This is a genomic window from Ignatzschineria larvae DSM 13226, assembly GCF_038500265.1.
In the GTDB taxonomy this organism is placed as follows: Bacteria; Pseudomonadota; Gammaproteobacteria; order Cardiobacteriales; family Wohlfahrtiimonadaceae; genus Ignatzschineria; species Ignatzschineria larvae.
In genome coordinates this window covers 570,951-594,794 of the sequence record NZ_CP150637.1, presented here as the reverse complement: position 1 = coordinate 594,794, position 23,844 = coordinate 570,951, and the positions used below count along the sequence as shown (strand labels likewise).

At 41.0% G+C, this 23,844-nt stretch carries 18 protein-coding genes; 4 read left to right on the top strand and 14 right to left on the bottom strand.

The features are described 5' to 3' along the window. Nucleotides 1-18 precede the first annotated feature (18 nt). The 8 genes from ttcA to WMO13_RS02570 form a co-directional block, all read right to left on the bottom strand. Nucleotides 19-888, bottom strand: a complete 870-nt coding sequence (gene ttcA, locus WMO13_RS02605) for a tRNA 2-thiocytidine(32) synthetase TtcA (RefSeq protein WP_156923254.1) — start codon at nt 886-888, stop codon at nt 19-21. A 231-nt stretch (nt 889-1,119) separates the two neighbouring features. Beyond that, on the bottom strand, nt 1,120-1,755 hold the full coding sequence (locus tag WMO13_RS02600) for a SprT family zinc-dependent metalloprotease (RefSeq protein ID WP_245601148.1): 636 nt from the start codon (nt 1,753-1,755) through the stop codon (nt 1,120-1,122). Nucleotides 1,756-1,968: 213 nt separating this feature from the next. Further along, nucleotides 1,969-2,724 (bottom strand): ABC transporter ATP-binding protein, encoded by a 756-nt coding sequence (locus WMO13_RS02595; protein WP_034855423.1) that lies wholly within the window; start codon nt 2,722-2,724, stop codon nt 1,969-1,971. Beyond that, a complete protein-coding gene (locus tag WMO13_RS02590; protein WP_026878582.1) occupies nt 2,718-3,563 on the bottom strand; it encodes an ABC transporter permease in 846 nt (281 codons plus the stop codon). Before WMO13_RS02590 ends, WMO13_RS02595 begins: the two co-directional genes overlap by 7 nt. A gap of 55 nt (nt 3,564-3,618) precedes the next feature. Continuing rightward, a complete protein-coding gene (locus tag WMO13_RS02585; RefSeq protein ID WP_026878583.1) occupies nt 3,619-4,614 on the bottom strand; it encodes an ABC transporter substrate-binding protein in 996 nt (331 codons plus the stop codon). 323 nt (nt 4,615-4,937) lie between these two features. Next, nucleotides 4,938-5,270: a YerC/YecD family TrpR-related protein gene (locus WMO13_RS02580; protein WP_051396141.1), complete on the bottom strand. Its 333-nt coding sequence runs from the start codon at nt 5,268-5,270 to the stop codon at nt 4,938-4,940. Nucleotides 5,271-5,445: 175 nt separating this feature from the next. Next, a complete protein-coding gene (locus WMO13_RS02575) occupies nt 5,446-7,311 on the bottom strand; it encodes a glycerol-3-phosphate dehydrogenase/oxidase (RefSeq protein WP_051396142.1) in 1,866 nt (621 codons plus the stop codon). 158 nt (nt 7,312-7,469) lie between these two features. Continuing rightward, the gene (locus WMO13_RS02570) at nt 7,470-7,991 is read right to left on the bottom strand and encodes a YiiD C-terminal domain-containing protein (protein ID WP_051396143.1); all 522 of its coding nucleotides are present in this window, start codon (nt 7,989-7,991) and stop codon (nt 7,470-7,472) included. Between the two features lie 470 nt (nt 7,992-8,461). Here WMO13_RS02570 and WMO13_RS02565 point away from each other — a divergent pair, with 470 nt between their 5' ends. Continuing rightward, complete coding sequence (locus WMO13_RS02565; protein WP_026878585.1) at nt 8,462-8,989, top strand: carboxymuconolactone decarboxylase family protein; 528 nt, start codon at nt 8,462-8,464, stop codon at nt 8,987-8,989. A gap of 607 nt (nt 8,990-9,596) precedes the next feature. Here WMO13_RS02565 and WMO13_RS02560 read toward each other — a convergent pair. From WMO13_RS02560 to hutU, 5 genes are all read right to left on the bottom strand, one after another. After that, nucleotides 9,597-11,006, bottom strand: coding sequence for an amino acid permease (locus tag WMO13_RS02560; RefSeq protein ID WP_051396144.1), 1,410 nt, complete (start codon nt 11,004-11,006; stop codon nt 9,597-9,599). Between the two features lie 278 nt (nt 11,007-11,284). Then, nucleotides 11,285-12,823: a histidine ammonia-lyase gene (hutH, locus tag WMO13_RS02555; RefSeq protein WP_026878586.1), complete on the bottom strand. Its 1,539-nt coding sequence runs from the start codon at nt 12,821-12,823 to the stop codon at nt 11,285-11,287. A gap of 344 nt (nt 12,824-13,167) precedes the next feature. Beyond that, nucleotides 13,168-14,127: a formimidoylglutamase gene (gene hutG, locus WMO13_RS02550; RefSeq protein ID WP_026878587.1), complete on the bottom strand. Its 960-nt coding sequence runs from the start codon at nt 14,125-14,127 to the stop codon at nt 13,168-13,170. 225 nt (nt 14,128-14,352) lie between these two features. Then, entirely contained in the window at nt 14,353-15,603 is a 1,251-nt protein-coding gene (gene hutI / locus WMO13_RS02545; RefSeq protein WP_026878588.1) for an imidazolonepropionase, read from the bottom strand. Nucleotides 15,604-15,951: 348 nt separating this feature from the next. Then, entirely contained in the window at nt 15,952-17,619 is a 1,668-nt protein-coding gene (gene hutU / locus WMO13_RS02540; protein WP_026878589.1) for a urocanate hydratase, read from the bottom strand. 616 nt (nt 17,620-18,235) lie between these two features. Between hutU and WMO13_RS02535 the strand changes: the two genes are divergently transcribed. Next, complete coding sequence (locus tag WMO13_RS02535; RefSeq protein WP_026878590.1) at nt 18,236-18,940, top strand: UTRA domain-containing protein; 705 nt, start codon at nt 18,236-18,238, stop codon at nt 18,938-18,940. A gap of 185 nt (nt 18,941-19,125) precedes the next feature. On the opposite strand, the gene WMO13_RS02530 is transcribed toward WMO13_RS02535, so the two are convergent. After that, nucleotides 19,126-20,274 carry a mechanosensitive ion channel family protein gene (locus WMO13_RS02530; RefSeq protein WP_084331443.1) on the bottom strand — a complete coding sequence of 383 codons (1,149 nt, stop codon included), beginning with the start codon at nt 20,272-20,274 and terminating at the stop codon, nt 19,126-19,128. Nucleotides 20,275-20,490: 216 nt separating this feature from the next. Here WMO13_RS02530 and WMO13_RS02525 point away from each other — a divergent pair, with 216 nt between their 5' ends. Both WMO13_RS02525 and WMO13_RS02520 read left to right on the top strand, forming a co-directional pair. Continuing rightward, nucleotides 20,491-23,286 (top strand): xanthine dehydrogenase family protein molybdopterin-binding subunit, encoded by a 2,796-nt coding sequence (locus WMO13_RS02525; RefSeq protein ID WP_026878591.1) that lies wholly within the window; start codon nt 20,491-20,493, stop codon nt 23,284-23,286. Then, the gene (locus WMO13_RS02520; RefSeq protein ID WP_026878592.1) at nt 23,283-23,840 is read left to right on the top strand and encodes a (2Fe-2S)-binding protein; all 558 of its coding nucleotides are present in this window, start codon (nt 23,283-23,285) and stop codon (nt 23,838-23,840) included. Before WMO13_RS02525 ends, WMO13_RS02520 begins: the two co-directional genes overlap by 4 nt. Nucleotides 23,841-23,844 lie beyond the last annotated feature (4 nt).

The window sequence follows — 23,844 nt, the reverse complement described above, 5'->3', positions numbered from 1 at the left end:
ACAATCAATAGTTAAGGGCTACCCTAACCAATTTAAGGCTTCTCTCACGCTATCTTCCCTACCATTTGCAATAGATTGATTCTGCTCATCGTCTGCCTTAACTTTAAATTCTTTAAAATCAAATAATTGATAATCAGCTAGTTGTGAGGGTTTGATATTACACATCGCTCGAAAGATAGAATCCATCCGCCCTGGATATTTCGCCTCCCATTCTGCAAGCATTGATTTGGTACTTTGCCGTTGCAGCCCATCTTGTGATCCACAAAGATTACAAGGGATAATCGGAAATTGGCGCATCTGTGCGTATTTGATCAGATCTTTCTCTTCACAGTATGCAAGCGGTCGAATGAGGATATTTTCTCCATCATCACTTCTCAACTTCGGTGGCATCGATTTCATCGTACCGCCAAAGAACAGGTTCATAAAGAGTGTTTCCACCATATCATCCCGATGATGACCTAATGCAATCTTATTAAACCCATGATCTTTAGCATATTGATAGAGTACTCCTCGGCGTAACCTCGAACAGAGGCTACAAGTGGTTTTCCCTTCTGGAATAACCCGCTTCACGACAGAATAAGTATCTCGTTCAATAATCTCAAAAGGTACATTGATAGAGCGTAAGTAATTCGGCAAAACTTCTTCGGGAAATCCGGGCTGTTTCTGATCAAGATTAACCGCAAAGAGTTCAAATTTCACAGGCGCTTTCTCCTGTAATTTGCGCAGTAGATCTAAAAGCGCATAAGAATCCTTCCCACCAGAAAGGCAGACCATCACTCGATCGCCCTCTTCGATCATCTCATAATCCATAATCGCTCTACCCACTTGCCGGCGTAGACGTTTCTCAAGCTTTTTCTCTGACACAGAGTAGTGAGATTGTTCACGCATACATACTTCCGAGATCACCGGCTCCATCGATTCAGATACCTCCGATATTACGGATGCTTGGGAAGTTATAGTGCTATCTGTTCCGCTCGTTGATTCTGTTAAATTTGTGATGAGTGCCGAAGAGTTGTGTTCTGCCATAGTTCCTCTACTATATTCTAAATAGCACGCTATTTGAGTTGCTATCAATATCCATTTATTGGCGGCTATTGTAGCACTCTCTATCGGCTCGACTCAAAATTGTGATGATTCGGTTGAGTCCACTATCGGCCTTAAAATCTGTCCACATTGCCGGCAATGGTATCGCGCTTTTCCTTGCTGAAAACGATTGTGACGAATCGCCGTTAATTCGTGCGTTTTGCACTCACATTGATAAGTAAAGCGGCGATATTGTTTGGTGCTACTGCGGGCAGTATCAAATTGATGCGTTCGCTTAGCCGGCAGATTCATCACATATTCCATCATTTGTTGCCACTCTTTGCCATGGGGTTGAACTCGCCCATAGAGCGCATAAACTAAAAGATGCGCATATTCATGGGGCAGAACCTCATCGATAAAAGAGGTGCTATTCTCTGCTAATAAAATAGGATTTAGCCGAATCTCCCACTTTTGCAAATGGGCAGTACCGGCAGTTTGGCCTCGTTGTTTAAAGCTCAATATAGGCAATAAGGATCGATTATCAGGATAATAGCGTTGTTTTAACGTTAGAATCTGTTCTGTAGCCTTCTTATATTGCTTACGTGGCAATATCGCGGCTAATTTTCCCATTGCTTGGGTTTCTGTTGCCAACAATTTTGTTTTGACTTGATCTAAAAGAACCTCTCCATCAAGAGAGGCTTGTAACAATAGATCTTCAGCGATAATAATCATAAGTGCGTACAATAATGGATATATATAGTTGTCATATAAAAATGTTATATCAATATTGTAGCATCTCTCCTAACAAGGTGGGAAAGATAGCGATATATGAGCTCCCTCAGAGCAATCACGCGAAGAGGTTCCATTTGAGAAACTAATCTAACATGCTATTTCGTATAATTATGAATCCATTATGAATCCACTACATCTCTCATGATATCCCTATTACGCATCGGTAAATTCTCGCGTCAAATCAAAAACCGTTAATTTCGATTTCTCTTCTCGACTATAAGATTTACAGAATCGCCCTTCTTTTAACAATACAGTGCGATCACCATAACGAATAGCATGCTCCATATTGTGGGTAATCATTATGCAGGTAAGATTCTGCTCCCGCACGAGTTTATCTGCCAATGCCATCACATGTTCTGCAATTTTAGGATCAAGTGCTGCCGTAATCTCATCGAGTAAGAGCACCTTAGATTCTGCCATAATCGACATTACCAAACTCAATGCTTGACGTTGCCCGCCGGATAAATTGCTCACCATCTCGTGCAATCTATTTTCAAGATTCATCTCTAACAGGGATAATTTCTCTTGAAAAAATTGCCGGCGTTTATCGCTATTAAATAATTTAAACCCTCGATTCTGCCCCCGTTTATAAGAAAATGCCATATTTTCTAAAATGGACATATTCTCCATAGTTCCCATTCTTGGGTCCTGCATGACAATCGAGACTAGCTTCGCCCGCGCTTTTTGCGAGCTTTTCGTGACATCTACGCCATCGATGAGGATTCGTCCTTTCTCGGGTTTCATAAACCCGGAAATAGTATTAAAAACTGTTGATTTACCGGCACCATTACCACCGATCACAACGAGAAACTCCCCCTTTTTTACCTCTAAAGAGAGATCCTCTAAGATCACTCGTTCAAGTTGCGTGCCTTTGCCAACTTTGAGGGTAATATCTTCGAGCTTTAGCATCGTTTTTTCCCTCCTGGCATCGCCATAATAATGATAATCAATAATCCTGCCACTAAGTTAAAATCATAACTCTTCAGATGTAAGAATTCTGCGTGCAGCGCTAAGCTAGTCACAATACGGTAGACAATCGAACCCACAATACAGCTCAAAAGCTTAATCCAGATAGAACGAAAGGGTAAGATTCTCTCCCCAATAATGACCGCGGCAAATCCTGAAATAATAGTGCCCACGCCAGCTGAAATATCGGTAAAACCTTGCTGTTGACTAAAGAGTGCGCCCCCCATTGCGATTAGCGCATTTCCCATCGCAACTCCGAGGATAATCATCCATTTGACACTCACGCCACCATTCATACAAAGACGCTTATTCTGCCCGACAGCCCGTAGTGAAAGGCCAATATCTGTATTGAGTAAGAATGTAAAGAGTGCGATCAGAACCACCGCAATACCGCCTAATACCACCAAATTATTAGTAATAAAAATAGTCGGCGACATTAATAGCGAGATATTGGGGGTTCCGTTCATTACGTGTAAATTAATCGAATAGAGCATAAAGGCCACGAGAATCCCGGCAAGTAGATCGGTCACTTTAAAAAAACTATTTAAAATGCCGGTTAATGCGCCCGCTAATGCCCCGCCTATAAGAGCGAATATTAACGAGATAAAGGGATCAACACCTGCTTTAATTAAAATGGATGAAATAGCCGCACCTAAAACGAAACTTCCATCACAGGTTAGATCGGGGAAATCGATAATCCGAAAGGTCAGATAAATTCCCATCCCGACTATTCCATAAATGAGCCCAAGTTCCAGACTCATCACTAATTCACTTATGCTCATTACGCATCCTTTACGCTTGAGAATTCACGAGAATTCACTATACTCATTCACGTTATTATTTGACAGTGCGAGCTTGACCATCTTCAATAATCACAGCCGCAGAATCGATAATTGTAGCAGGTAATTCAATGCCGAGCTTTTTCGCGCTATCTAAATTAATCACTAATTCAGTTTTACCCGGGAAACCCACAGGAATAGCATTGATATCCGTTCCTTCTAAAATGTCGGCAATCATCGCGGCTGTATCGATCCCTAATTGATACTGATTAGGACCAAGCGCCGCAAGAGGACCCGATGGCACTGCATCTGTATCCGCAACAAAGACCGGTTTACCCTGTTTAATACCGGCAATCACAATACTCTCTAAAGCGGCAAGGGCCGTATTATCCCCATAGATAAAGATCGCATCTGCTTGACTTGCTAAACGAGTGGCCGCTTGTGGCACATCGGCTGTACGGTTCACCGCTTGTGTGATAACTTCAATGCCAAATTGAGGTGCTGCTTTTTGTAGATCTTCTAATTGTGAAATGGAGTTTGCTTCCCCTGGATTGTAGATAAAGCCTAGCTTTTTCATCTCCGGCAATACCGTTTTAAACATCTCTAATTGCGGGGCCACTTCTACAAAGTTCGACATACCAGTTACGTTAGTATTAGAATTTTCCAATGATTTCACTAAACTTGCTGCCAATGGATCAGTAATTGAACTGAAGACCATTTTAGTCTTACCATCCATCGCGGCTTTTACAAGACTTTGTGCAGAGGGCGTACCAATTCCCACCGTTACATCGGCATTTTGTGCTACAAATTTGGTAGAAATTTGAGAAGCTAATGCCACATTCGCTTGCGCTGATTCAATGACAAAATCTAAATTCTCCCCCTCCACATAACCCCGCTCTTTAAGACCATCGCGGATACCTTTGGCAGTCATATCAAGTGCAGGATGCTCTACGATCTGATTAACATAAACTTTTTTCATATCTGCAGCAAATGCAGCCCCTGTTAATCCTGTCGCTAAAGCGGTACTCAATACTACGGCTAATAACTTCTTCATAATCTCTCCTTGATGGTCATATCATCTTTAATGGCTTTGAACTAGTTTTGATACTGTTATATGAGTAGTTAAGACTCCAACGTCTCTCTTTGTTCTACTGTAGTAGTACAGTAATAGTTTCAAGAATGAATGTCAATTTTTTTCTGATCCCTTTTTAATCCTTTTTCTATCCTTCTGTTTTTCTCCGCTCACCCATCACATATCGCCTCTCAAATCTTATTGATAGTCAATTGAGTTTAAGAAAAATGGCAGGCAATAAAAAAACCGCCTCTTTAGGCGGTTCTGCGATCAATTTATCTAACTATTGGTGCGAAGACTGAATATTAGATCTTCTCTTCCTCATCCATTCGACTGAGTACTAAGCGATAACCATCATTATCTTCCTCATTAATAAAACGAGAAACTCGACCAATGGTTGTTAAGCTTGCCGATGTGAGCGCATGAATCTCACGATAAGAGAGATCCCCACGCACTAAAAGCTGACAGACTTTCCAACGTTCAATCACAGAATTGAGCTCTTTCGGTGTTAAGAGATCCCGTAGGAACCGTAATAACTCCTCTTCGTTCTCAATTTTTAAAAATGCTCGGCAGAGTGATTCCTCAAAATCGATCTCTGCTAAGCGGGTCGCTAATGCCCCTAGATCTTTTTGGCTCATCCTTCATTCCCCTTTTATTAATATCAATGATTTATATCATCACATACTTCACCCGAAGTGAATAGCAAATGTGTATTAAAACGTGAATTAAAATGTATATTTAAAATTCACTTTTAAAATATATACTTAAAATATGTACTTAAAATATGTACTTAAAATATACTTTCAAAACACCCTACACATCGACTTCATTTTTCTGAGTGCCGACTTCCTCTGCATCCTTGCTTATTCTATTTTGCGATTGATTATCGTCAGTTTGATGAGTAATCTTCACAATACGGTCATCTTCTACTGCATGCGTTGCCTGATAGAGCGCTTGTTCAAGCTCTGCATTATAGCGCTTAACCTCAGCAATTGACCAACCAAAATAACGCGCCATCCACTCAACGACTGCAACTCGATGATTTTTAACTAAATCAATATCAAAATAGAGCGCGCCTAAGCGGCGAATAAAGAAATCGCAAGGGGTCATCACCCCTTCCTCTGTCACGCTGTAATAGAGCTGGGTATAGAGCAGCAGCGGTAAACCTTGTAATACGTCCGGTGTCGCTTTCTCGGCAATCGTCAATAATTGATCTACATTGCTACCATAACGCATTGCTAAAGCTCGGCTCTCCTCCGCAGTCAACTGCACTGCCTCTCCGCGCTTAATCGCTTCCTGCAAGAAATGATCTAGTCCTGCACTACCGCCAACATCTCCGCCCGAAACAGGCAATTGAGCTGTTTGACAAGGTTTAAATTGTCGCTGCTTAACTGTCATAATTTTACTGGCTAACTCATCAACAACAGCTTGTGCAAGCGAGCGATAACCTGTTAATTTACCACTCATAAGCGTTAATAAACCATTCTCGGCTTCATCGAGTAATGCGCTCACCGGCTGATCTTTTTTAGAAGATGGCTCCTTATGAGCAGTGATCGGCATTACACCCGCCCAGCCCGACTCAATCATTTCACTCGTCAAATTAAGGCTAGGGAAAAATCGTTGCACAGCCGATAACAGATATCCTTGATCGCTCACTGAAATCGTTGGCATATCCACATTGCCTTCATATTCACTTTGACTTACCCCCACATAGGTTTTGCCGGCATACGGGATCGCCATCACCATCTCTTTTTTACGCTTAGGTTCACTCCCCTCTTCTTGAGGATCTATCTCGATACAAACCGCTTCTTTCAAAGGGAAATATGTCTGATCAAAGACAATATGCGCACCTTTAATCCATTTAATCGCGCTATCAGGTAATCTATTATTAGCTGAGCGATCAGTGCTTGACTGATCTTTTACCGTAGCTGTAGAAGAATCTATCGAATGATCATCTTGAGAGGTTAATAACGATTGTCGCCAAGCGCCGGCAGCATTCAGGCAGAAATCACCTTCAATAAGATAACGATTCCCCGTCAACTGATCTCGCGCAACAACGCCTTCAATATAGCCTTTATCATCATAATTAAAATCGATAGCCGCTAGGTAATTGAAGCAGTGAGCGCCTTTCTCCATCGCTTTTTTGATGATCTCTAATGTTAAACGCGCATCATCCACCACATATTCAACATACTCACCTGCCCCTTTTAAGCCTTGATCTGTTAATGCCGGCACTAATGATAGCAGTGCTGATTTTGAATGAATCTGCTGCCGTTCATCGGCTTTCACTTTCGCCAAATAATCATATAATCGAAGCCCAATGGCTGTCCGAATTTTGCCAAACGAACCGCCTTTATAGAAAGGAATCAACATCTTCCGGCGAGTCACCAAATGGGGTGCATTTTCATAGAGAAGCGCCCGCTCTTCACCACTGTGCATGACCTGTTTTAACTGAAAGGATTGTAGATAACGCAAGCCACCATGAATCAGTTTTGTCGAGCGACTACTTGCACCAAAGCCAAAATCTTGCTTCTCAAGTAGTGCAACTTTCATCCCTCGAGTCACTGCATCTAAAGCAATCGCTGCGCCACTAATGCCACCGCCAATAATAATCAGATCATAGTGATTTTCCCGTAACTGTTGGTAATGTTTCCGGCGTGATTTTGAAGCAAGTTTCATAAAGTAATCCTTTGTTAGGCTGATCTCATTTGGATATCTAATATATCCCCTATCTATCCATGATATTTTGAACTTGAATGTGAATGTGAATGTGAATAGGCAATATCATAATCTAAAACGACTATAGTATCTTCAGTCTGTGTCAATATTCTGTGTGATTACGTTCTATAGACTACAAAATCTCCGATAAATCGTGTTGTTATTGGTGCATCAGTTATGGGTAGATCAGTTCGTGAATCCGTTAGTGGATCAATTGCGTCCATAGGCTTAATCTCACTCGATAAAGTTATTCTACCCTTTTGATGACGTTGCCAAGATTTTAAAAATTTAGCCCAAGCAGCTGCATCCACCCCTCGACAAATGGCAATACCATCTGTCAATAGTGGCTTGGGGTACTGCACATCGGCTTTTTGAATGACAATATGTACACCATCATTGATCCCCAATGCACGCAATTGCAGATGTAACCAGCTCCAACAAACGAGTAATGATGCGGTATATAAGCTTCCCCCAAATCCAGAGTGCATATGATTGCGATTTGCCTCTAACGGTACTTTAAATTGCAATGTGTCATGTTCCCAAGATAAGGGTTCTAAGGCTAAAGAAGCACTAATCGGTATCTCTCGAGGAAGCCATTCCCGTAGATAAGCACACGAATCAGACTGCCAAAGTTCATCCATTGTTATTATCCTTCTCATTATCTATTTTCATTCGCAATTTCTTACCTTTTTACCACTATTTCTCTGATATCCCATAGCTATTTGTCTTCTAGATCTATTTTTCCTATACTGATAAATAGAGATAAAAAGAGATAAGTACAATTTATAATGCCCTTTTTAGCATTACTTATCATTCTCATTAATAAATACCATAAGATTTTATCGTGGTTCTATGTTTAAATAAATCCATAGCAAGAGATGGGCAAAATAGAATCTTGAAAATAAAGCCTTGAATCTTAGATAAGAGATAGAGGTAACAGATTAAATCTATTTTGATGACAATCTCGCAAAATGTAGCATTCTGTAATTTAAAACCTGACCTTATACAACTAAATTAAGGAATGCTTAAACGGATCTTCTGTGATCATCGTTATCACACACACAATTTTTAAATTCGATTTTTAATATTCATATATTAAGGAGAATATATTATGGCAATTGATACAATCAAAGATATGTTACCCGCGTATGCAAAAGATATGCGTTTAAACTTTTCAACAGTATTAACAGAAGCCGGCGCACCTGGCTTAACGGAAAAGCAGATTGCAGCCATTGCTGTCTCTGTAGCTCTTAGCACCAAATGTAAAGTGCTCGTTGAAAATATCGAGCAATTTGCACAAGACTTCTTAACAGAAGAAGAATACCAAGGTGCGCAGATCGCAACTAGCATTATGAGCATGAACAATATTTACTATCGTTTTACACATCTTGTATCTGACAGTGAATATGGCAAATTACCAGCGCGACTTCGTATGAACCAAATGGCAAATCCAGGCCTTGATAAAGCGACGTTTGAATTAGCGTCAATTGCTGTATCAGCAGTCAATGGTTGTGGTATGTGCCTTGATTCACATGAGAAAAATCTTCGTGAATTAGGTGTTACTACCCAAGGCATCCAATCAGCGGTCCGCATTGCAGCAGTGCTATTCTCTGTCAGCGTTTCTCTTTCTGCGCTTTAATCTCACTAGAGGTATCAAATAAGTCACTTAAAGTGATTGACTAGATTTACATTTATATAGATAAGCAAATGACTTTAACGATATAACTCTTGTCCTCAAAGACCCCTCTTTCCCTAATCTGATTATAAGTGGGGTCTTTTTTAACGCTTTGGGTCATTACCTCCCAAGGCGTTTTTTCTGTCCTTAGGTTAATATAGGTGTTCAGATTCTATTTTATAGTAAGATCGGTTAAAAATAAGCTTATTTAAATGCCGGCGCATCAGATGATCGAGGCAAGGAAGCTGTTCTATCCGGCATCTTGTAAGTGTTGTTTAGTCAAGTTTTATGCGCTTTTAAAATCTCATACCAGCTGCTTAAAACCATTTTCCTTAGACCAAATTTACTATATCTATAGTGCAGTCTATAGTGCAGATATTTTCTTGATTTTATTCAATCATAAAAAAGCCCTAATAATTATCGCTAACTATTAGGGTAAAAGATTCTCTGTACAAACCATCAAAAGAGAACCTCTATTGAGTGATGGTATATAGGAGTCACACTCAATATGTTAAAAGTGTATATTTGATGCGAAATTTAAAACCTCAGATATCTATCTTCTATACAGTTCTTAATCTGTAAAGACTTCCCCGGCAGCCGCACGCTTCACCATCTGTGGTTTTGTCCAGAAATAGTAAGCTAATACTAACCACACTAACCAGATAATGCCTGCGTAAAATGCACCTCTTGCCGGTGGATAGTAAGCAAGAATACCGATGACAAAGACCATGAAAGCAATCGCAATCAAGGGGCCTACAGGCCAAAATGGAATCGGGAATTTAAGCGCTTTCTGCTCTTCAGGTGATAAGGTACGGCGCATCATCACTTGTGAAATCAATACCGTCATCCAAACCCAAACTGTTGCAAAAGTAGCCATTGAAGCGATGATAAAAAAGAGCTGATCATGGATAAAGTAGTTTAAAATAACGCCTAAGATTAAGACTAAGAACATGATGCCTACCGCATAGATCGGAACGCCACTTTTTGAGAGCTTACTGTAAATTTTCGGTGCTTGACCTTGTTTCGAGAGACCATACATCATTCTACCAGCACCAAAGATATCGCTATTAATTGCTGATACAGCTGCGGTAATTACCACTAAATTGAGAATATTCGCCGCTGACTCAATGCCTAGTTTATGGAAAATAGTCACAAATGGACTTCCTTCTAACCCAATCTCATTCCAAGGAAAGAGTGAAAGGACCACTAACATCGCTAAGAAGTAGAATAGCAGAATCTGAACAGGTACCACGTTAATCGCCATAGGAATTACTTTATTTGGATTCTTCGCTTCAAGCGCGGTTAAACCTAAAGTCTCAACACCACCAAAGGCGAATACGACAACGCTCAAGGAGATAATAATGCCATGAATACCATAAGGGGCAAAACCACCAATTTCCCATAAGTTAGAGATAGAACTTTTGCTACTGCTACCTGCAACATCGCCACCCGTAATCCCCATTCCTGAGAAGAGGATATAAGCACCCGCGACAATCATCACGACAATTGCCACAACTTTCAGTAGAGAGAGCCAGAAACTCAATTCCCCAAAGAGGCGAACTGTACAGAGATTGATACCGCATAGTACCAGTGTAATACCAAGTGCCCAAACCCAATGGTCGACATCGGGATACCAAACCCCCATATAGACGGCAAAAGCGGTAACATCGGCAATACAGACAAGTGCCATCTCAATCACATAAGTCCAACCGGTAATATAACCCGGCAAAGGTCCTAAATATTTAGAGGCATACGCACCAAATGCACCCGGCAGAGGATTGTGCATAATCATCTCCCCCAATGCGCGCATCACCATAAACACAGCTAATCCTGCTAATAAATAGGCGACAAGCACCGCGGGACCTGCTAACTCAATTGCGCCTGCCGAGCCATAGAAAAGCCCTGTTCCAACCGCCGAACCTAAACCGATAAAAAGAACATGACGTGCAGTAAGGCCCTTTTTTAATTGTTGTGTGGCCATAATAAAATCCTCCTGCGTGAAAAAAGGCGTCTGTTGCGAAAGATCGCATTATGCCAAATTGCTTAAAACATGATCGCACAAATGACGCAACAACGCTGATCAGATAGAAAATCAGGAGGATATCTTTAATGAATAGAACTTATCGCAATAGCAGTGCAAAAGGTAAACCCTTACTCGCTGATGATTACAAATCCTTTTGTAATATTTGATAAGTAGCGGGTGATTAATACCCGCTATAAAATCCTCCTAACAAACTACCTTCTATTACTTACAATCGCTTATTTAAGTGATGTTCCAAGTGCTGTTTCAACATTGTGCACGAGTTTATCATCTACAAGATTAATCACTTTATGCATATCAACATAAGCAACACGATCTTCTGTAAGTGCTGGCACCACTTCACGAACTGTATCGTACGCTGCTTTTGTACCCTTACCTAATGCTTTACCGGCATCTTCTTTATTAAGATCAATCGCCTGACAAGCTAACATTAATTCCATACCCACAACAGCTTTTGCATTCGCATAGATATCACGCGCTTTACGTGCAGCAATCGTTCCCATACTGACATGGTCTTCTTGGTTAGCAGAAGAGGGAATTGAATCTACGCTGGCAGGATGAGCTAATACTTTATTTTCAGAGACTAATGAAGCGGCAGCATATTGCACAATCATATAACCTGAATGTAATCCACCCTGTTCTGTTAAGAATGCTGGTAAGTTATTATTGAGTGCAGGATTGACAAGACGCTCAATACGACGCTCACTCACATTGGCAATTTCGGCTAAGGCAATACCGAGGAAATCAAATGCAAGCGCCATTGGTTGACCGTGGAAATGACCACCGGAAATGCCCATTTTCTTATCAATTAAGATAATCGGGTTATCGGTTACAGAGTTAATCTCAATCTCAACACGTTCACGTACATAATTTAAAGCATCATGACTTGCACCTTGAATTTGGGGTGCACAACGAAGTGAATAAGCATCTTGTACTCTTAAATCGCCTTGATGTGTCGTTCTTTCACTATTTTCAAGTAGGGTTAAAAGATTAGCTGCGACGTGACCTTGACCTGGATGTGGACGAAGTGCATGTAACTCCGGAATAAACGGGTCTGTAATACCATTTAAAGCTTCAATCGTTAAACCGGTCGCGATATCACTTGCTTTTAAAAGTGCAATTGAATCATATACCGTTAAAGCGCCTACTGCGGTCATCACTTGCGTACCATTAATAAGCGCAAGCCCTTCTTTAGAAGTCAATTCAATAGGGGTAATACCAGCGCGCTTCATCGCCTCTTCACCAGCAAGCATCTCACCTTCAAATTCTGCTTCCCCTTCACCAATCATCGGTAAAACCATATGTGCTAAAGGTACTAAATCGCCACTTGCCCCTAATGAACCTTTTTCATAGATTTTAGGATGCACTTTTTTATTGAGCATCTCAATGAGTGTATTTAAAGTGCTTAAACGAATCCCAGAGAAACCTTTCGCTAAGTTATTGATACGAAGTAGCATAATTGCGCGGACAATCTCCGTACTAAAGCAAGGACCAATACCGCAAGAATGGCTGATAATGAGATTTTTTTGTAAGGCTTTTGCTTCATCTTTAGAGATATGAACATTACTAAAGTTACCAAAACCGGTGGTAATCCCATAAACGACCGCACCTGATTCTACTAACTCATCGACATACTGCCGAGACTTTTCTACTTCAACAATTGCTTCAGGGCTCAATTCAATGGAATAGCCGTGACGTGCAACATTGACGACATCTTCTAAGGTTAAATGATTACCATCGATTTTAATTGTTTTCATCGTAACTCCTTCAAGTTTCTCTTGGTTATGACTTACGGCGCTTTTATTATGAATCTTATGTGCCGTTTGTCGTTGTAAACGTTATATACTGATTTTAAACTCTAATCTCTTGTTTTTTATTCAAGAGTGGTATTCCTTTTCACTCTTATTTAATTCACTCTGATCTATCACCTATCTCTTGGCTCTGCCATTTTTTAGGTTGAAGAGTACCGCTAGCATGAATCTGCTAGAAGTTGACCTTTAGATATAGCTATTCAATATTGCGTTCAATATCTTGGCTGTTATCGATATCTCTGATTAAGAGCAATCTTCACTACTCTTAAAATGATTTTTGTGCTAAACCATTACCCACGCCATTGATGATAAAAATGCCAAATCATTCTTGCAGCTGTTTTAGCTGAGAGCTGATCTCGATCTAAACTCGGATTATATTCCACGAAATCTACTGCTTTTAACTTATTCGAGGCCATAATCTGATCGGCAAAATGAAGATAATCTTTCATCGATACGCCATAAGCGCTTGGTGCAGATACCGCAAACATCTCTGAAAATGGCAGAGCATCTAAATCAATCGTTAAATAGATAATATCGACTTTTGCCATAAAGGCTTCGATTTGAGTGGCAATCTCAGAGTAATTTCCAGGATGGCACTCATTATCCCAAATAATCTCTACGCCCATATCGGTAGCCGTTGCTAATAGTGCTTTGGTATTCCCGGGAAGACTTGCGCCAATACAGAGATAATGGAACTCCTGATCTTGTGATTTTGCATTTTGATAAAGCTGTTTAAATGGGGTACCTGATGTTCCCTTCTCCGCCGTTCGAATATCTAAATGGGCATCAAAATTAATGACCCCAATTTTCTGATTAGGATAAGCATCGAAAATGCCTTTACCATGAGCATATGCGGTTTCGTGCCCACCGCCTAAGACTAAAGTGGGTAAACCTAATTGGTGACACTTAGTCACGCAAGAAGCAAAAACATTCTGCACCGCATCGAGTGATTCACCGGCAAATTGAATATTACCTAAATCAACGATGGGTTTATGGCAGCCATGATCAGCCATATTTGCAAGTGCTTTACGAAGTGCGTTAGGCCCCTCTTTAGCCCCGACTCGTCCTTTATTAAGGCGCACGCCTTCATCACACTCAAAACCTAATAACGCAATATGTTCAGGATAATCTTGAGGCGCAAAGCTTGGTGCTTGAACAACCGTCTGAAAAAGACGTTTCGCAATAGGGCTCTCTGCGGAATCATCCCGTCCTTGCCAAACTGTTTTATCAATATTTTGCCATAAATGCATTGCTACCTCCTCAATGAAACATCTGTTTCATATATTAAAATTACCGAGTTTATTCATTTTTTGAATTGACTGAATTTGTTGATCTGATGATGACTCATCTAATCCACACCAATCGGTAATTTTAATCGATTTTATTATTATGAGTAATATTATTGCGATTATTGCGATTATTGCGATCAATCTATTGTGATCAACCATTATCAATAATATGATTTTGTTCTATCCCTACAATGTTGCTAATGTCATTTTCGATAACATTTCGCCTTTAAATACACGATAAGCCAATGGGTTATAACCTACCTCATAGAAGATCTCCACAGGATCTTTCACATTCCAAATCGCTAAATTTGCCACAAAACCAGGTTTTAACTGACCATGAGTCTTTTCTCTTCCCAATGCTTGAGCAGCATTACGCGTCACGCCCGCCATAACTTCTTGCGGCGTTAAACCAAAAAAGACACAAGCCGCATTCATCGCTAAACGAAGAGAAGTAAATGGACTGGTACCTGGGTTATAATCTGTTGATACAGCCATGGGTACATTGTATTGCCGTAGTAGATCAATAGGTGGCTTCTGCGTTTCTCTTAAAAAGTAGAATGCTAAAGGTAAAAGTGTTGCGACTGTACCTGATTGTGAAATCGCTTTAATCGCGGCTTCATCTAAAAACTCAATATGATCTACAGATAATCCATTATATTGGGCAATTAACTCGCTCCCCCCCAAGTTCGACATCTGCTCCATATGACCTTTTACGGGAATCCCCAATGCTTTCGCACTATCAAAAACTTTACGTGTTTGCTCTAGTGTAAATCCTACAGACTCACAAAAGACATCTACTGCTTCAAACTGTTTCTCTTTCCAAAGTGTCGGCAGAATCTCTGAGCAGACTAATTCAATATAATCATCTGCACGATCTTTATACTCAAGTGGCACTGCATGCGCAGAGAGAAGCGTTGTTGCAATTTCAATCGGATAATCCCGCCCTAAACGCTCTGAAACGGCTAACTGTTTGCGCTCATTAGCAAGATCAAGGCCATAACCTGTTTTAGATTCAAGCGTTGTAACACCATCTTCTGCAAGGGCTTGCATTCGGCGACGGGCTTTTTGGTAAAGCCCTTCTTCTGTTGCCTCACGCGTTGCTTCTACTGTGGAATTAATACCACCACCTTGAGCTGCAATCTCTGCATAAGGAATACCATTTTGACGCATCTCCCACTCTTTTGCACGGTTACCACCAAATACAATATGAGTATGGCAATCAATAAATCCCGGGGTAATGAGTTGGTTATCGAGTCGATGAATCATTGCACCTTCTGGGGTTTCATAACTATCTGTAGGTAAAATTGCGACAATCTTATCCCCTTCTGTAATCAGATCATGATTTTCAAGTAATCCATAATCTGCGGTATGCGCACTATCCATTGTGGCAATGCGCGCACCTCGCCAAATAGTCATATTTCCAGTCAATACTACCATTTTCTACTTCCTCCCGGTTTGTGACGCTTACTGTGATTACATAAAGTCCATTCATGAATAGAGTAATTCTGGTTCGTGGAACTTATGTGATAACAGTATGGTAATAACTGTGTGCAATAATGGTCTGGACACATTTATTTTATAATAATCAGATCATTACGATATAAAGTCAGAGAGTATCTACACTTTCTTTCTAGCCTATCAAACCCTTGCTACTGTAGATACACCCTTCCTTTTTAATCTTGAAGAGTCAGAAGTCATTACACAATCTATCGGTTAATACATTGATGAGCTTCTGAATAAAGCCTATAACAACCTCTGCTCTTCATTGATTTATCGAATGATGAGTTACTTCACCATTGGTAAATCTAAGCCCTGCTCTTTTGCGCAGTTAATCGCAATCTCATAACCAGCATCCGCATGACGCATAACACCTGTACCTGGGTCATTACGAAGAACACGTGCGACACGTTTATCTGCATCTTCAGAGCCATCACAAAGAATCACAACACCTGAATGTTGTGAGAAACCGATACCCACACCACCGCCATGATGCAATGATACCCATGTTGCTCCCCCTGCAGTATTGAGAAGTGCATTCAATAATGGCCAATCTGATACAGCATCAGAACCATCACGCATTGCCTCAGTTTCACGGTTAGGACTTGCCACTGAACCTGAATCAAGGTGGTCACGACCAATAACGATAGGCGCTTTTAACTCACCATTGCGAACCATTTCATTGAAAGCAAGACCAAGACGTTGACGATCTTTTAAGCCCACCCAGCAGATACGTGCAGGCAAGCCTTGGAATTCAATACGCTCACGCGCCATATCTAACCAGTTGTGAAGATGAGGATTATCAGGGATTAACTCTTTGACTTTCTGATCTGTCTTATAGATATCTTCAGGATCACCAGAGAGCGCTACCCAACGGAAAGGACCTGTACCTTCACAGAAAAGCGGACGGATATAAGCAGGTACGAAACCTGGGAAATCAAAGGCATTCTCAACACCCTCTTCTAAAGCCATTTGACGGATATTATTACCATAGTCAAAGGTTGCGGCGCCACGCTCTTGCAGTTTGAGCATTGCCCGAACATGTTTTGCCATACTCTTACGGGCTTCACGCTCAACTTCTGCAGGATTTGTCACGCGTTTTTCAAGCCACTCTTCCATTGTCCAACCAGATGGTAAATAACCATTGATAGGATCATGAGCAGATGTTTGGTCTGTTACCACATCAGGAGTGATATTACGATCAACAAGATCAGTAAAGATATCGGCAGCATTACCTAAAAGACCGATTGAAACAGGTTTACCCTCTTTCTTCGCTTCTTCAAGCATTAAAAGTGCTTCATCTAGAGACGTTGCTTTCTTATCCACATAACGTGTTTTGAGACGAAAGTCGATACGGGTTTCATCACAATCAACTGCAATCACGCTAAATCCAGCCATTGTCGCTGCAAGAGGCTGAGCCCCACCCATTCCACCAAGACCACCGGTTAATACCCAACGATCTGTTGCATCACCTTCAAAATGTTGCTTCGCTGCCGCCACAAATGTTTCGTAAGTTCCTTGAACAATACCTTGTGAACCGATATAGATCCATGAACCTGCTGTCATTTGACCATACATCATTAAACCTTTCTTATCGAGCTCATGGAATTTCTCCCAAGTTGCCCAATGAGGGACGATGTTAGAGTTTGCGATCAATACACGGGGTGCATCTTTATGCGTTTCAAAAACACCGACAGGCTTCCCTGATTGCACGAGTAATGTTTGATGATCTTCAAGGTTTTTAAGAACTTCTAAAATCTTGTCATAACATTCCCAGTCACGTGCCGCACGACCAATTCCGCCATAAACCACAAGGCTCTTAGGATGTTCAGCAACTTCAGGATCAAGGTTATTCTGAATCATGCGGTAAACCGCTTCAGTTTGCCAGCTTTTACAAGTTAATTCACTACCTCTAGGTGCTCTGATAACACGACTATTATCTGTACGATGTGGCATGATGAAATGCTCCTCTAGTTCTAATTATTGTTAATTTTGTCAAATGATCTAAGTGGATCTCTTTGGTGTGATCCCTTTGGTAAAAGTAAGCCTGCGAGTTATCACTCAAAAACCTGATGATTCACGAGCCACTCGCTCACTATCAATCTGTTTTTAACGCTATGCTTCATCTTACTTTCAGTAAAAATTTGAATGGTTCTAAAAGGATTTATAATGATTGTTTCACTTTTAAAATTGAACCTTTAATTCCATTCCTCCTGTTTCTATATCAGTAAATGTATAGACATTTCTGTATCGACGATATTTAATTAATCACGGTTTCAAAATTCCCGCAAGATTTTTTTTACTTTTTCTTTAAAAAACACTGCAAACCATTGAAAATACTAGTGCTACTCAAGTGGAACACATATTAAAAATGTCTGATTGAATACTTTTAAATACTTTATTTTCAGTCTACTGTATTACTATGATAGAATAATTATTTCGTGAAAATAGGATAAAAAAGTTAGACAAAGTTATATAAAATTATCTACATTGAACAGACATTTCACATAACTGTTTCTACTGATATTCATTTTTAATTCATCAATTCTTAGCGCAGATAGATATTAAAACGATGGCGATTCCTAAATTTAAAAGTATCAAAAACTATATACTCAACAATATTACGGCAGGTGAATTTCCAACTGGTTCACAAATTCCTACAGAATTGGAACTTGCAGAGAAGTTCAGTGTTAGCCGGATGACAGTCAATCGTGCCATCCAAGATTTGACTGCGCAAAATGTGCTCACAAGAACCCCCGGTAAAGGCACCTTTGTCACGGGGCAAAAATCAGCGACATCCCCTACCAATATCGGCGATATTCAAAAAGAAGTGATCGCTCGAGGTAATCGCTATAGCGCAAAGGTTTTAGCACTTCGCTCATTACCCGCCGATGAAAAAATTGCATTAGGATTAGGGATTCACACAGGTGCAAATGTCTATTATTGCCAGTTAATCCACTATGAGAATGAACGCTCTTTAATGTTAGAAAATCGTTATATTAATCCCGTTTTTGTCCCTGATTTTATTCAACAAGACTTTACCACAATAACACCAACAGGCTATCTCTTGGAAAAACATGGCTTAAGTCGTATGGAACAGACGATTGAAGCGGTTGCTTGCACAGAAAAAAATGCCAGTCTCCTAGATATTGCCGAAGGGGAACCTTGCCTCTACATCACTCGCCGCACTTGGGATAAGCATAATATTATTAGTCTTTCGAGTTTTATCGCGCCAGGGATTCGTTATAAATACTTCTTTAGTCGTGATTATGAGTAGATTTTTCTCTGATCAGTATCCTGCAAAGACAGGCATAAAAAGGAGGCTTCAAAGAGCCTCTTTTTTATCATTCGTAGCACTAAAATTGCACTCACAAATGCATTACAACAAACATATTACATTCGCATATATTTAGAATAACGGCATTATTTATATGCATTGTTTATATATTGTTGTGCATTAAATTATGATGATTGACTCTGATCTACACGGTCTTTTACCACTGTTTCACTTTCAGCTTTCCCTGCGGCTGCCGCTAACTGAGAAGCCATATCTGCACCTTTATCACTATTTACAAGAGAGATATCGAGTTTTACGGGCGCCTCATCATTATCAAGATAAACCGTCTGTGACGGGAAGGCAAAATCAGCGCCATGTTGATGAACGATCTCAATCATCTTTAAGTAGACATCTTGTTGATATTCAAGCCACTCAGCCCACTTCACGGTTTTGGTAAAACAGTAAATCATGATGTTTAAAGAGGAATCTGCGAACTCATTGAAATAGACTAAGAGGGTCTGTTTGGTATCAATCTTTGGATGGTTTTGCAGCATTGTTCTGATCTCACTAGTAATAATGCCAATTTTATCGGCATCTTGATAACGTAAACCGAGCTCTGTTTTGATTCTACGATTCGTCATTCTCCCTGGATTTTCTACGCTAATCGTCGAAAATACTGCATTAGGAATATAGAGCGGACGATGATCAAAAGTCATAATCTTCGTAATCCTCCAACCAATTTCAACGACCGTTCCCTCTATTTGCCGATCTGGAGAACTGACCCAATCACCAATGTTAAAAGGACGATCAAAATAGAGCATTACGCCAGAAAAGAAATTGCTTAAAATATCTTTACTCGCCATCCCGATCGCAATACCGCCAATACCTCCGAAAGTCAACAACCCCGAAAGACTCATTCCAAAACGCTCCCCAAAGAGCAGAAGAATGACAAAGAAGATGAGGATCTTAAAGACGCGTGTAATAATTCTTGCCGAAGTTCGATCAGCTCCTTTTGCTACCTGCCTTGCTTCCAACCTATTAAGTAAGAAGAAGATCGTGCGCATAATGATGAGCGTAATCAATAAAATCTGTACAAAATAGATTGTTTGTGCCGAGATAAACTTCACCTTAAAGTCTTTAATTGCCATCTGCAAATATTCCGCTGTAAGGCTCACAATCGCACAGAGAATTCCGGTGAGTACAAGATGAATAATAATCGCCCGTATACCGAGCTTCTGTTTTCTAGCAAAAAATTCAAAGAGTATTAATATAGCAAAGCAGACCGCTATTAAACCTAGGCCATATTCATACTTTGTAAATAAGAGATTAGACATCGGACAATCCTTTAAAGAAGCATTTCAATTGTATATAGTAAAAATGGGGATAAAAGTAAATATAACATCTAGTATCCCGCAATAGCAGACCGCTTATAAGAAGCATATCAAAGCCATGGAATAATATTACATTCTGTCAACATTTTGAAAAAAAATGTTTATTACAGGTATAATTGTAAAATAATATCAATTTTTTAACAAAGAGGTTAACTTACTTTGAAAGCTGAAATCTCCCGAAGACATTTCTTAAAAACTGTAGTAATAGGCGGAGTCTCTGTATATGTTGCTCAACCTTTTAGCCCCGCATTTGCTGCTCTTTTTGAAGAAAACATTCTCCAAATACCAGAATGGAATCCTAAGACTCATCGCGTAGAGTGCCGCACGGACGCGCTCGCTAAAGTCCAAGGGGAAAAAGTCTTTTCAATGGATATCCGTGCCAAAGATATGCCTCATTGGCCACAAAATCAGTCGCACGCCATGCTGCTTCGAGTCACAGAAGCCGATAAGATCTATCAAGGTTTTGATCTCTCGCTACTTGAGAATGGTTTAATGCCTGATAAAATCGTCACTGCCGCTGATCTGGAGCGTGATGGCATCTCGTTCCCTGCTTTCTTCGGCGATGATATGTTATTGCCGGAAGGTAAAACCCCGCAATATTTAGGGCAAGCAGTCGCTCTCTTGATTTATCATGATTTTAATCGTTTCCGTTTTGCCAAAAATGCCCTTAAATTTAAGAATAATATTATCAAATGGGGCGAATATACCGGATATGTAGAGCGCAATCCTTGGGGAACCTATCGCGGTGTCCGCGTGGGGGCGGATAATCCCTTTGAACCTGATACCTATTCTAGCCTTAAAGATATTTCAATCTCCCCTACTTCATTCAAAAAACACCTTCCTGTTTGGCCGGAAGGTCGAGAAGGTGGGAAGCTCGATGAGGAAGGTATGTATTATGCCGACCAAATAGCGAAAGAATTAGAAAATCCGCCAGAAGATTGGTTAGTGTTAGATCGTATGTTCTACTCTCAGTCTATCGATACTTGTGCAATGGAGCCGAATAACTCGAATGGTTGGTATGATGCAGATAATGAAGCGTTACATCTTGTGATGGCTGCGCAATCGCCTTTTGAAGTGATGAATTCACTCCTAGAGATGATTAATCGCTCTCAATTTAAGATGAAAAAGCTCTTCTTACACCCTTGCTTTACAGTGGGATATGGCTCAAAAGACCATGCACCTGAACCTATTTATGGCGCAATGGCGACTCTTTATGGCGATGGTCGCCCTGTAAGACTTGCGAATGACCGTTATGAGCAGTTCCAATCAGCGCTTAAGCGTCATGCCTTTGATATGCATTTCAAAATGGCTGTGAACAAAAAGACCCACAAAATTGAAGCTTTTACCGGAAAGTTTATCGGTAATGGTGGTGGGCGTTGTAATTTTACGCCCGGTGTTATGGCCGTAGGCGCAACGGGAGTCCAAGGAATCTACTATATTCCTAAGAGTGACCTTGCAGCCGTAGGTATCGCCTCTCGCGCGGTCGATGCAGGTTCTGCACGTGGCTATGGAACATTGCAAGCAATGCCGGCGATGGATACATTGATGGATGAAGCGGCAAAACTATTAAATATCGACCCTGTTGAATTTCGTCTCAATAATCTTATGAAATCCGGTATGAAAAATACTCAAGGTGCTATTCCTGGCGGGATGATGCGGGGTGAAGAGGTATTAACAGCTTGCGCTGAACAAGCGATCTGGAAGGATCGAGAAAAACGAAAAGCAGAATATGAGAAAGCACATCCCGGAAAAATTTTCGCAACGGGGATCTCTTGTGTTCAGAAAGATTACGGCACCGGACAAGAAGCCTCTTTTGCCAGAATTGAACTTGGTCGCAATGGCGATCTTCGCCTATGGCATAGTGGTATTGAGATCGGCACCGGCATGTCCACTTCACAATCAGTACTATTGGCAAAATATCTTGGAAAGCCTGCCGACCAATCGACTTATGGCACTACAGAATGGCCACTCTTGCCGCTCTATATGACCATTAGTCCTGAAACCATTACTCAAGAAGAACAGGATCAATTAGAGAAAGATCCACTCTGGACACCTTTCCTCTCTTCCCCTTCAAGTGCGAGTAACTCTGCTTACTTCTTCTCTCACGTCACTTCAGAATCGGCACGAGTACTCTTTGATTATGGTATTTGGCCGGCGGCAATGTCGATTTGGTCTGAAGGGATCGGTGGTGGGCAAGCGGCACCTTTAACGATTCGTAAAGAAGATGCAAGATGGACGGCTAAAGGTTTAACAGCAGATGGTTTAGAACCGCTACCTTTAGAACGTATTGCAAAACGAATCTATGAACAAAATGGCTTAACAGCAGTTGTAGGCCATGGCTTTAACCGTTGGCAATGGGCACATGCTGATTTTGCCATTGATGATCAAGTCGCTCCAACTCGCTATGCGCTCGATGGCCTTTCCCTTCGTTGGGGAAATCAAGAGGAGTATAAAGTGGCCCCCCGCGTCTCTGTTTTCTATCCGAAAACACGTCGCAATAATGCCGGCGTTACCTACTACACTGCGGTGGCAACATCTGTAGAAGTAGCCATTGATCGAGCGAGTGGCGTTGTTGATCTACTTGATCATCATACCGTCGTTGAATGTGGCAATATGATTGTTCCTCAACTGGTTTCCGGACAGATTGAAGGCGGTGTTGCTATGGGTATTGGTCATGCGTTGCACGAGTATCTCCCACTTTACGAAGATGGCCCCGGCAATGGCACCTGGAACTTTAACCGCTATCGCCTACCGCTTGCGAGTGATGTGGCCGTTTGGAAACAGACGCGCGCAGTTTTACCACCGCTCTCTGAGACTGATCCCCCCAAAGGCATGGCTGAAGTACCAATGATACCGGTTGTATCCGCAATTACCAATGCAATCGCTGCCGGCACCGGTCACTACTTCAATAAACACCCCATATTACCGCAAGATATTTTGGAGATTCTCAAATGACAGATACACAAAGCACAATGGTTTTTAAACCAATAACATTAACCATTAATGGCGAAAAAGTCGGCCCAATCGAGGTTCCGGAAGGCATTGTAATGCTCGATTTCCTGCATGAATATCTCAATTTAACGGGATCAAGAATGGGATGCGGCCAAGGCATTTGCCACGCTTGTGTCATTATTGTCGATCACCCTGATGGTACTAGTGAAGAGATGCGTACCTGTATTACCGGCGCTCACTTCTTTAACGGTAAAACAGTTCGCACCATTGAAGGAATTGCCCATAAAGATAAGTCAGGTGAAGTGATTCCTTCGCCTGTTCAGAAAGCCTTTATGGATCATTTTAGCTTTCAATGCGGCTATTGCACTCCCGGATTTGTCAATGCTACGACGATATTTATGGAACAGTTAGCCAAAAACCTGATTCCAAGAGCCGATTTAGAAGGGGCTATTGAAACAGCCCTTAATGATCATATCTGTCGCTGTACCGGTTATGTTCGCTACTATGAAGCAGTCAGAGATTTAGTACTCGCTACCCCGGGATTAATTAAAGGATAGGCCT

Excerpts from the sequence above, each read along its gene's own strand:
- ttcA (WP_156923254.1), bottom strand. The coding sequence starts at position 888 with ATGCGTGAACAATCTCACTACTCTGTGTCAGAGAAAAAGCTTGAGAAA.
- WMO13_RS02600 (WP_245601148.1), bottom strand. The coding sequence starts at position 1,755 with ATGATTATTATCGCTGAAGATCTATTGTTACAAGCCTCTCTTGATGGA.
- WMO13_RS02595 (WP_034855423.1), bottom strand. The coding sequence starts at position 2,724 with ATGCTAAAGCTCGAAGATATTACCCTCAAAGTTGGCAAAGGCACGCAA.
- WMO13_RS02590 (WP_026878582.1), bottom strand. The coding sequence starts at position 3,563 with ATGAGCATAAGTGAATTAGTGATGAGTCTGGAACTTGGGCTCATTTAT.
- WMO13_RS02585 (WP_026878583.1), bottom strand. The coding sequence starts at position 4,614 with ATGAAGAAGTTATTAGCCGTAGTATTGAGTACCGCTTTAGCGACAGGA.
- WMO13_RS02580 (WP_051396141.1), bottom strand. The coding sequence starts at position 5,270 with ATGAGCCAAAAAGATCTAGGGGCATTAGCGACCCGCTTAGCAGAGATC.
- WMO13_RS02575 (WP_051396142.1), bottom strand. The coding sequence starts at position 7,311 with ATGAAACTTGCTTCAAAATCACGCCGGAAACATTACCAACAGTTACGG.
- WMO13_RS02570 (WP_051396143.1), bottom strand. The coding sequence starts at position 7,991 with ATGGATGAACTTTGGCAGTCTGATTCGTGTGCTTATCTACGGGAATGG.
- WMO13_RS02565 (WP_026878585.1), top strand. The coding sequence starts at position 8,462 with ATGGCAATTGATACAATCAAAGATATGTTACCCGCGTATGCAAAAGAT.
- WMO13_RS02560 (WP_051396144.1), bottom strand. The coding sequence starts at position 11,006 with ATGGCCACACAACAATTAAAAAAGGGCCTTACTGCACGTCATGTTCTT.
- hutH (WP_026878586.1), bottom strand. The coding sequence starts at position 12,823 with ATGAAAACAATTAAAATCGATGGTAATCATTTAACCTTAGAAGATGTC.
- hutG (WP_026878587.1), bottom strand. The coding sequence starts at position 14,127 with ATGCATTTATGGCAAAATATTGATAAAACAGTTTGGCAAGGACGGGAT.
- hutI (WP_026878588.1), bottom strand. The coding sequence starts at position 15,603 with ATGGTAGTATTGACTGGAAATATGACTATTTGGCGAGGTGCGCGCATT.
- hutU (WP_026878589.1), bottom strand. The coding sequence starts at position 17,619 with ATGCCACATCGTACAGATAATAGTCGTGTTATCAGAGCACCTAGAGGT.
- WMO13_RS02535 (WP_026878590.1), top strand. The coding sequence starts at position 18,236 with ATGGCGATTCCTAAATTTAAAAGTATCAAAAACTATATACTCAACAAT.
- WMO13_RS02530 (WP_084331443.1), bottom strand. The coding sequence starts at position 20,274 with ATGTCTAATCTCTTATTTACAAAGTATGAATATGGCCTAGGTTTAATA.
- WMO13_RS02520 (WP_026878592.1), top strand. The coding sequence starts at position 23,283 with ATGACAGATACACAAAGCACAATGGTTTTTAAACCAATAACATTAACC.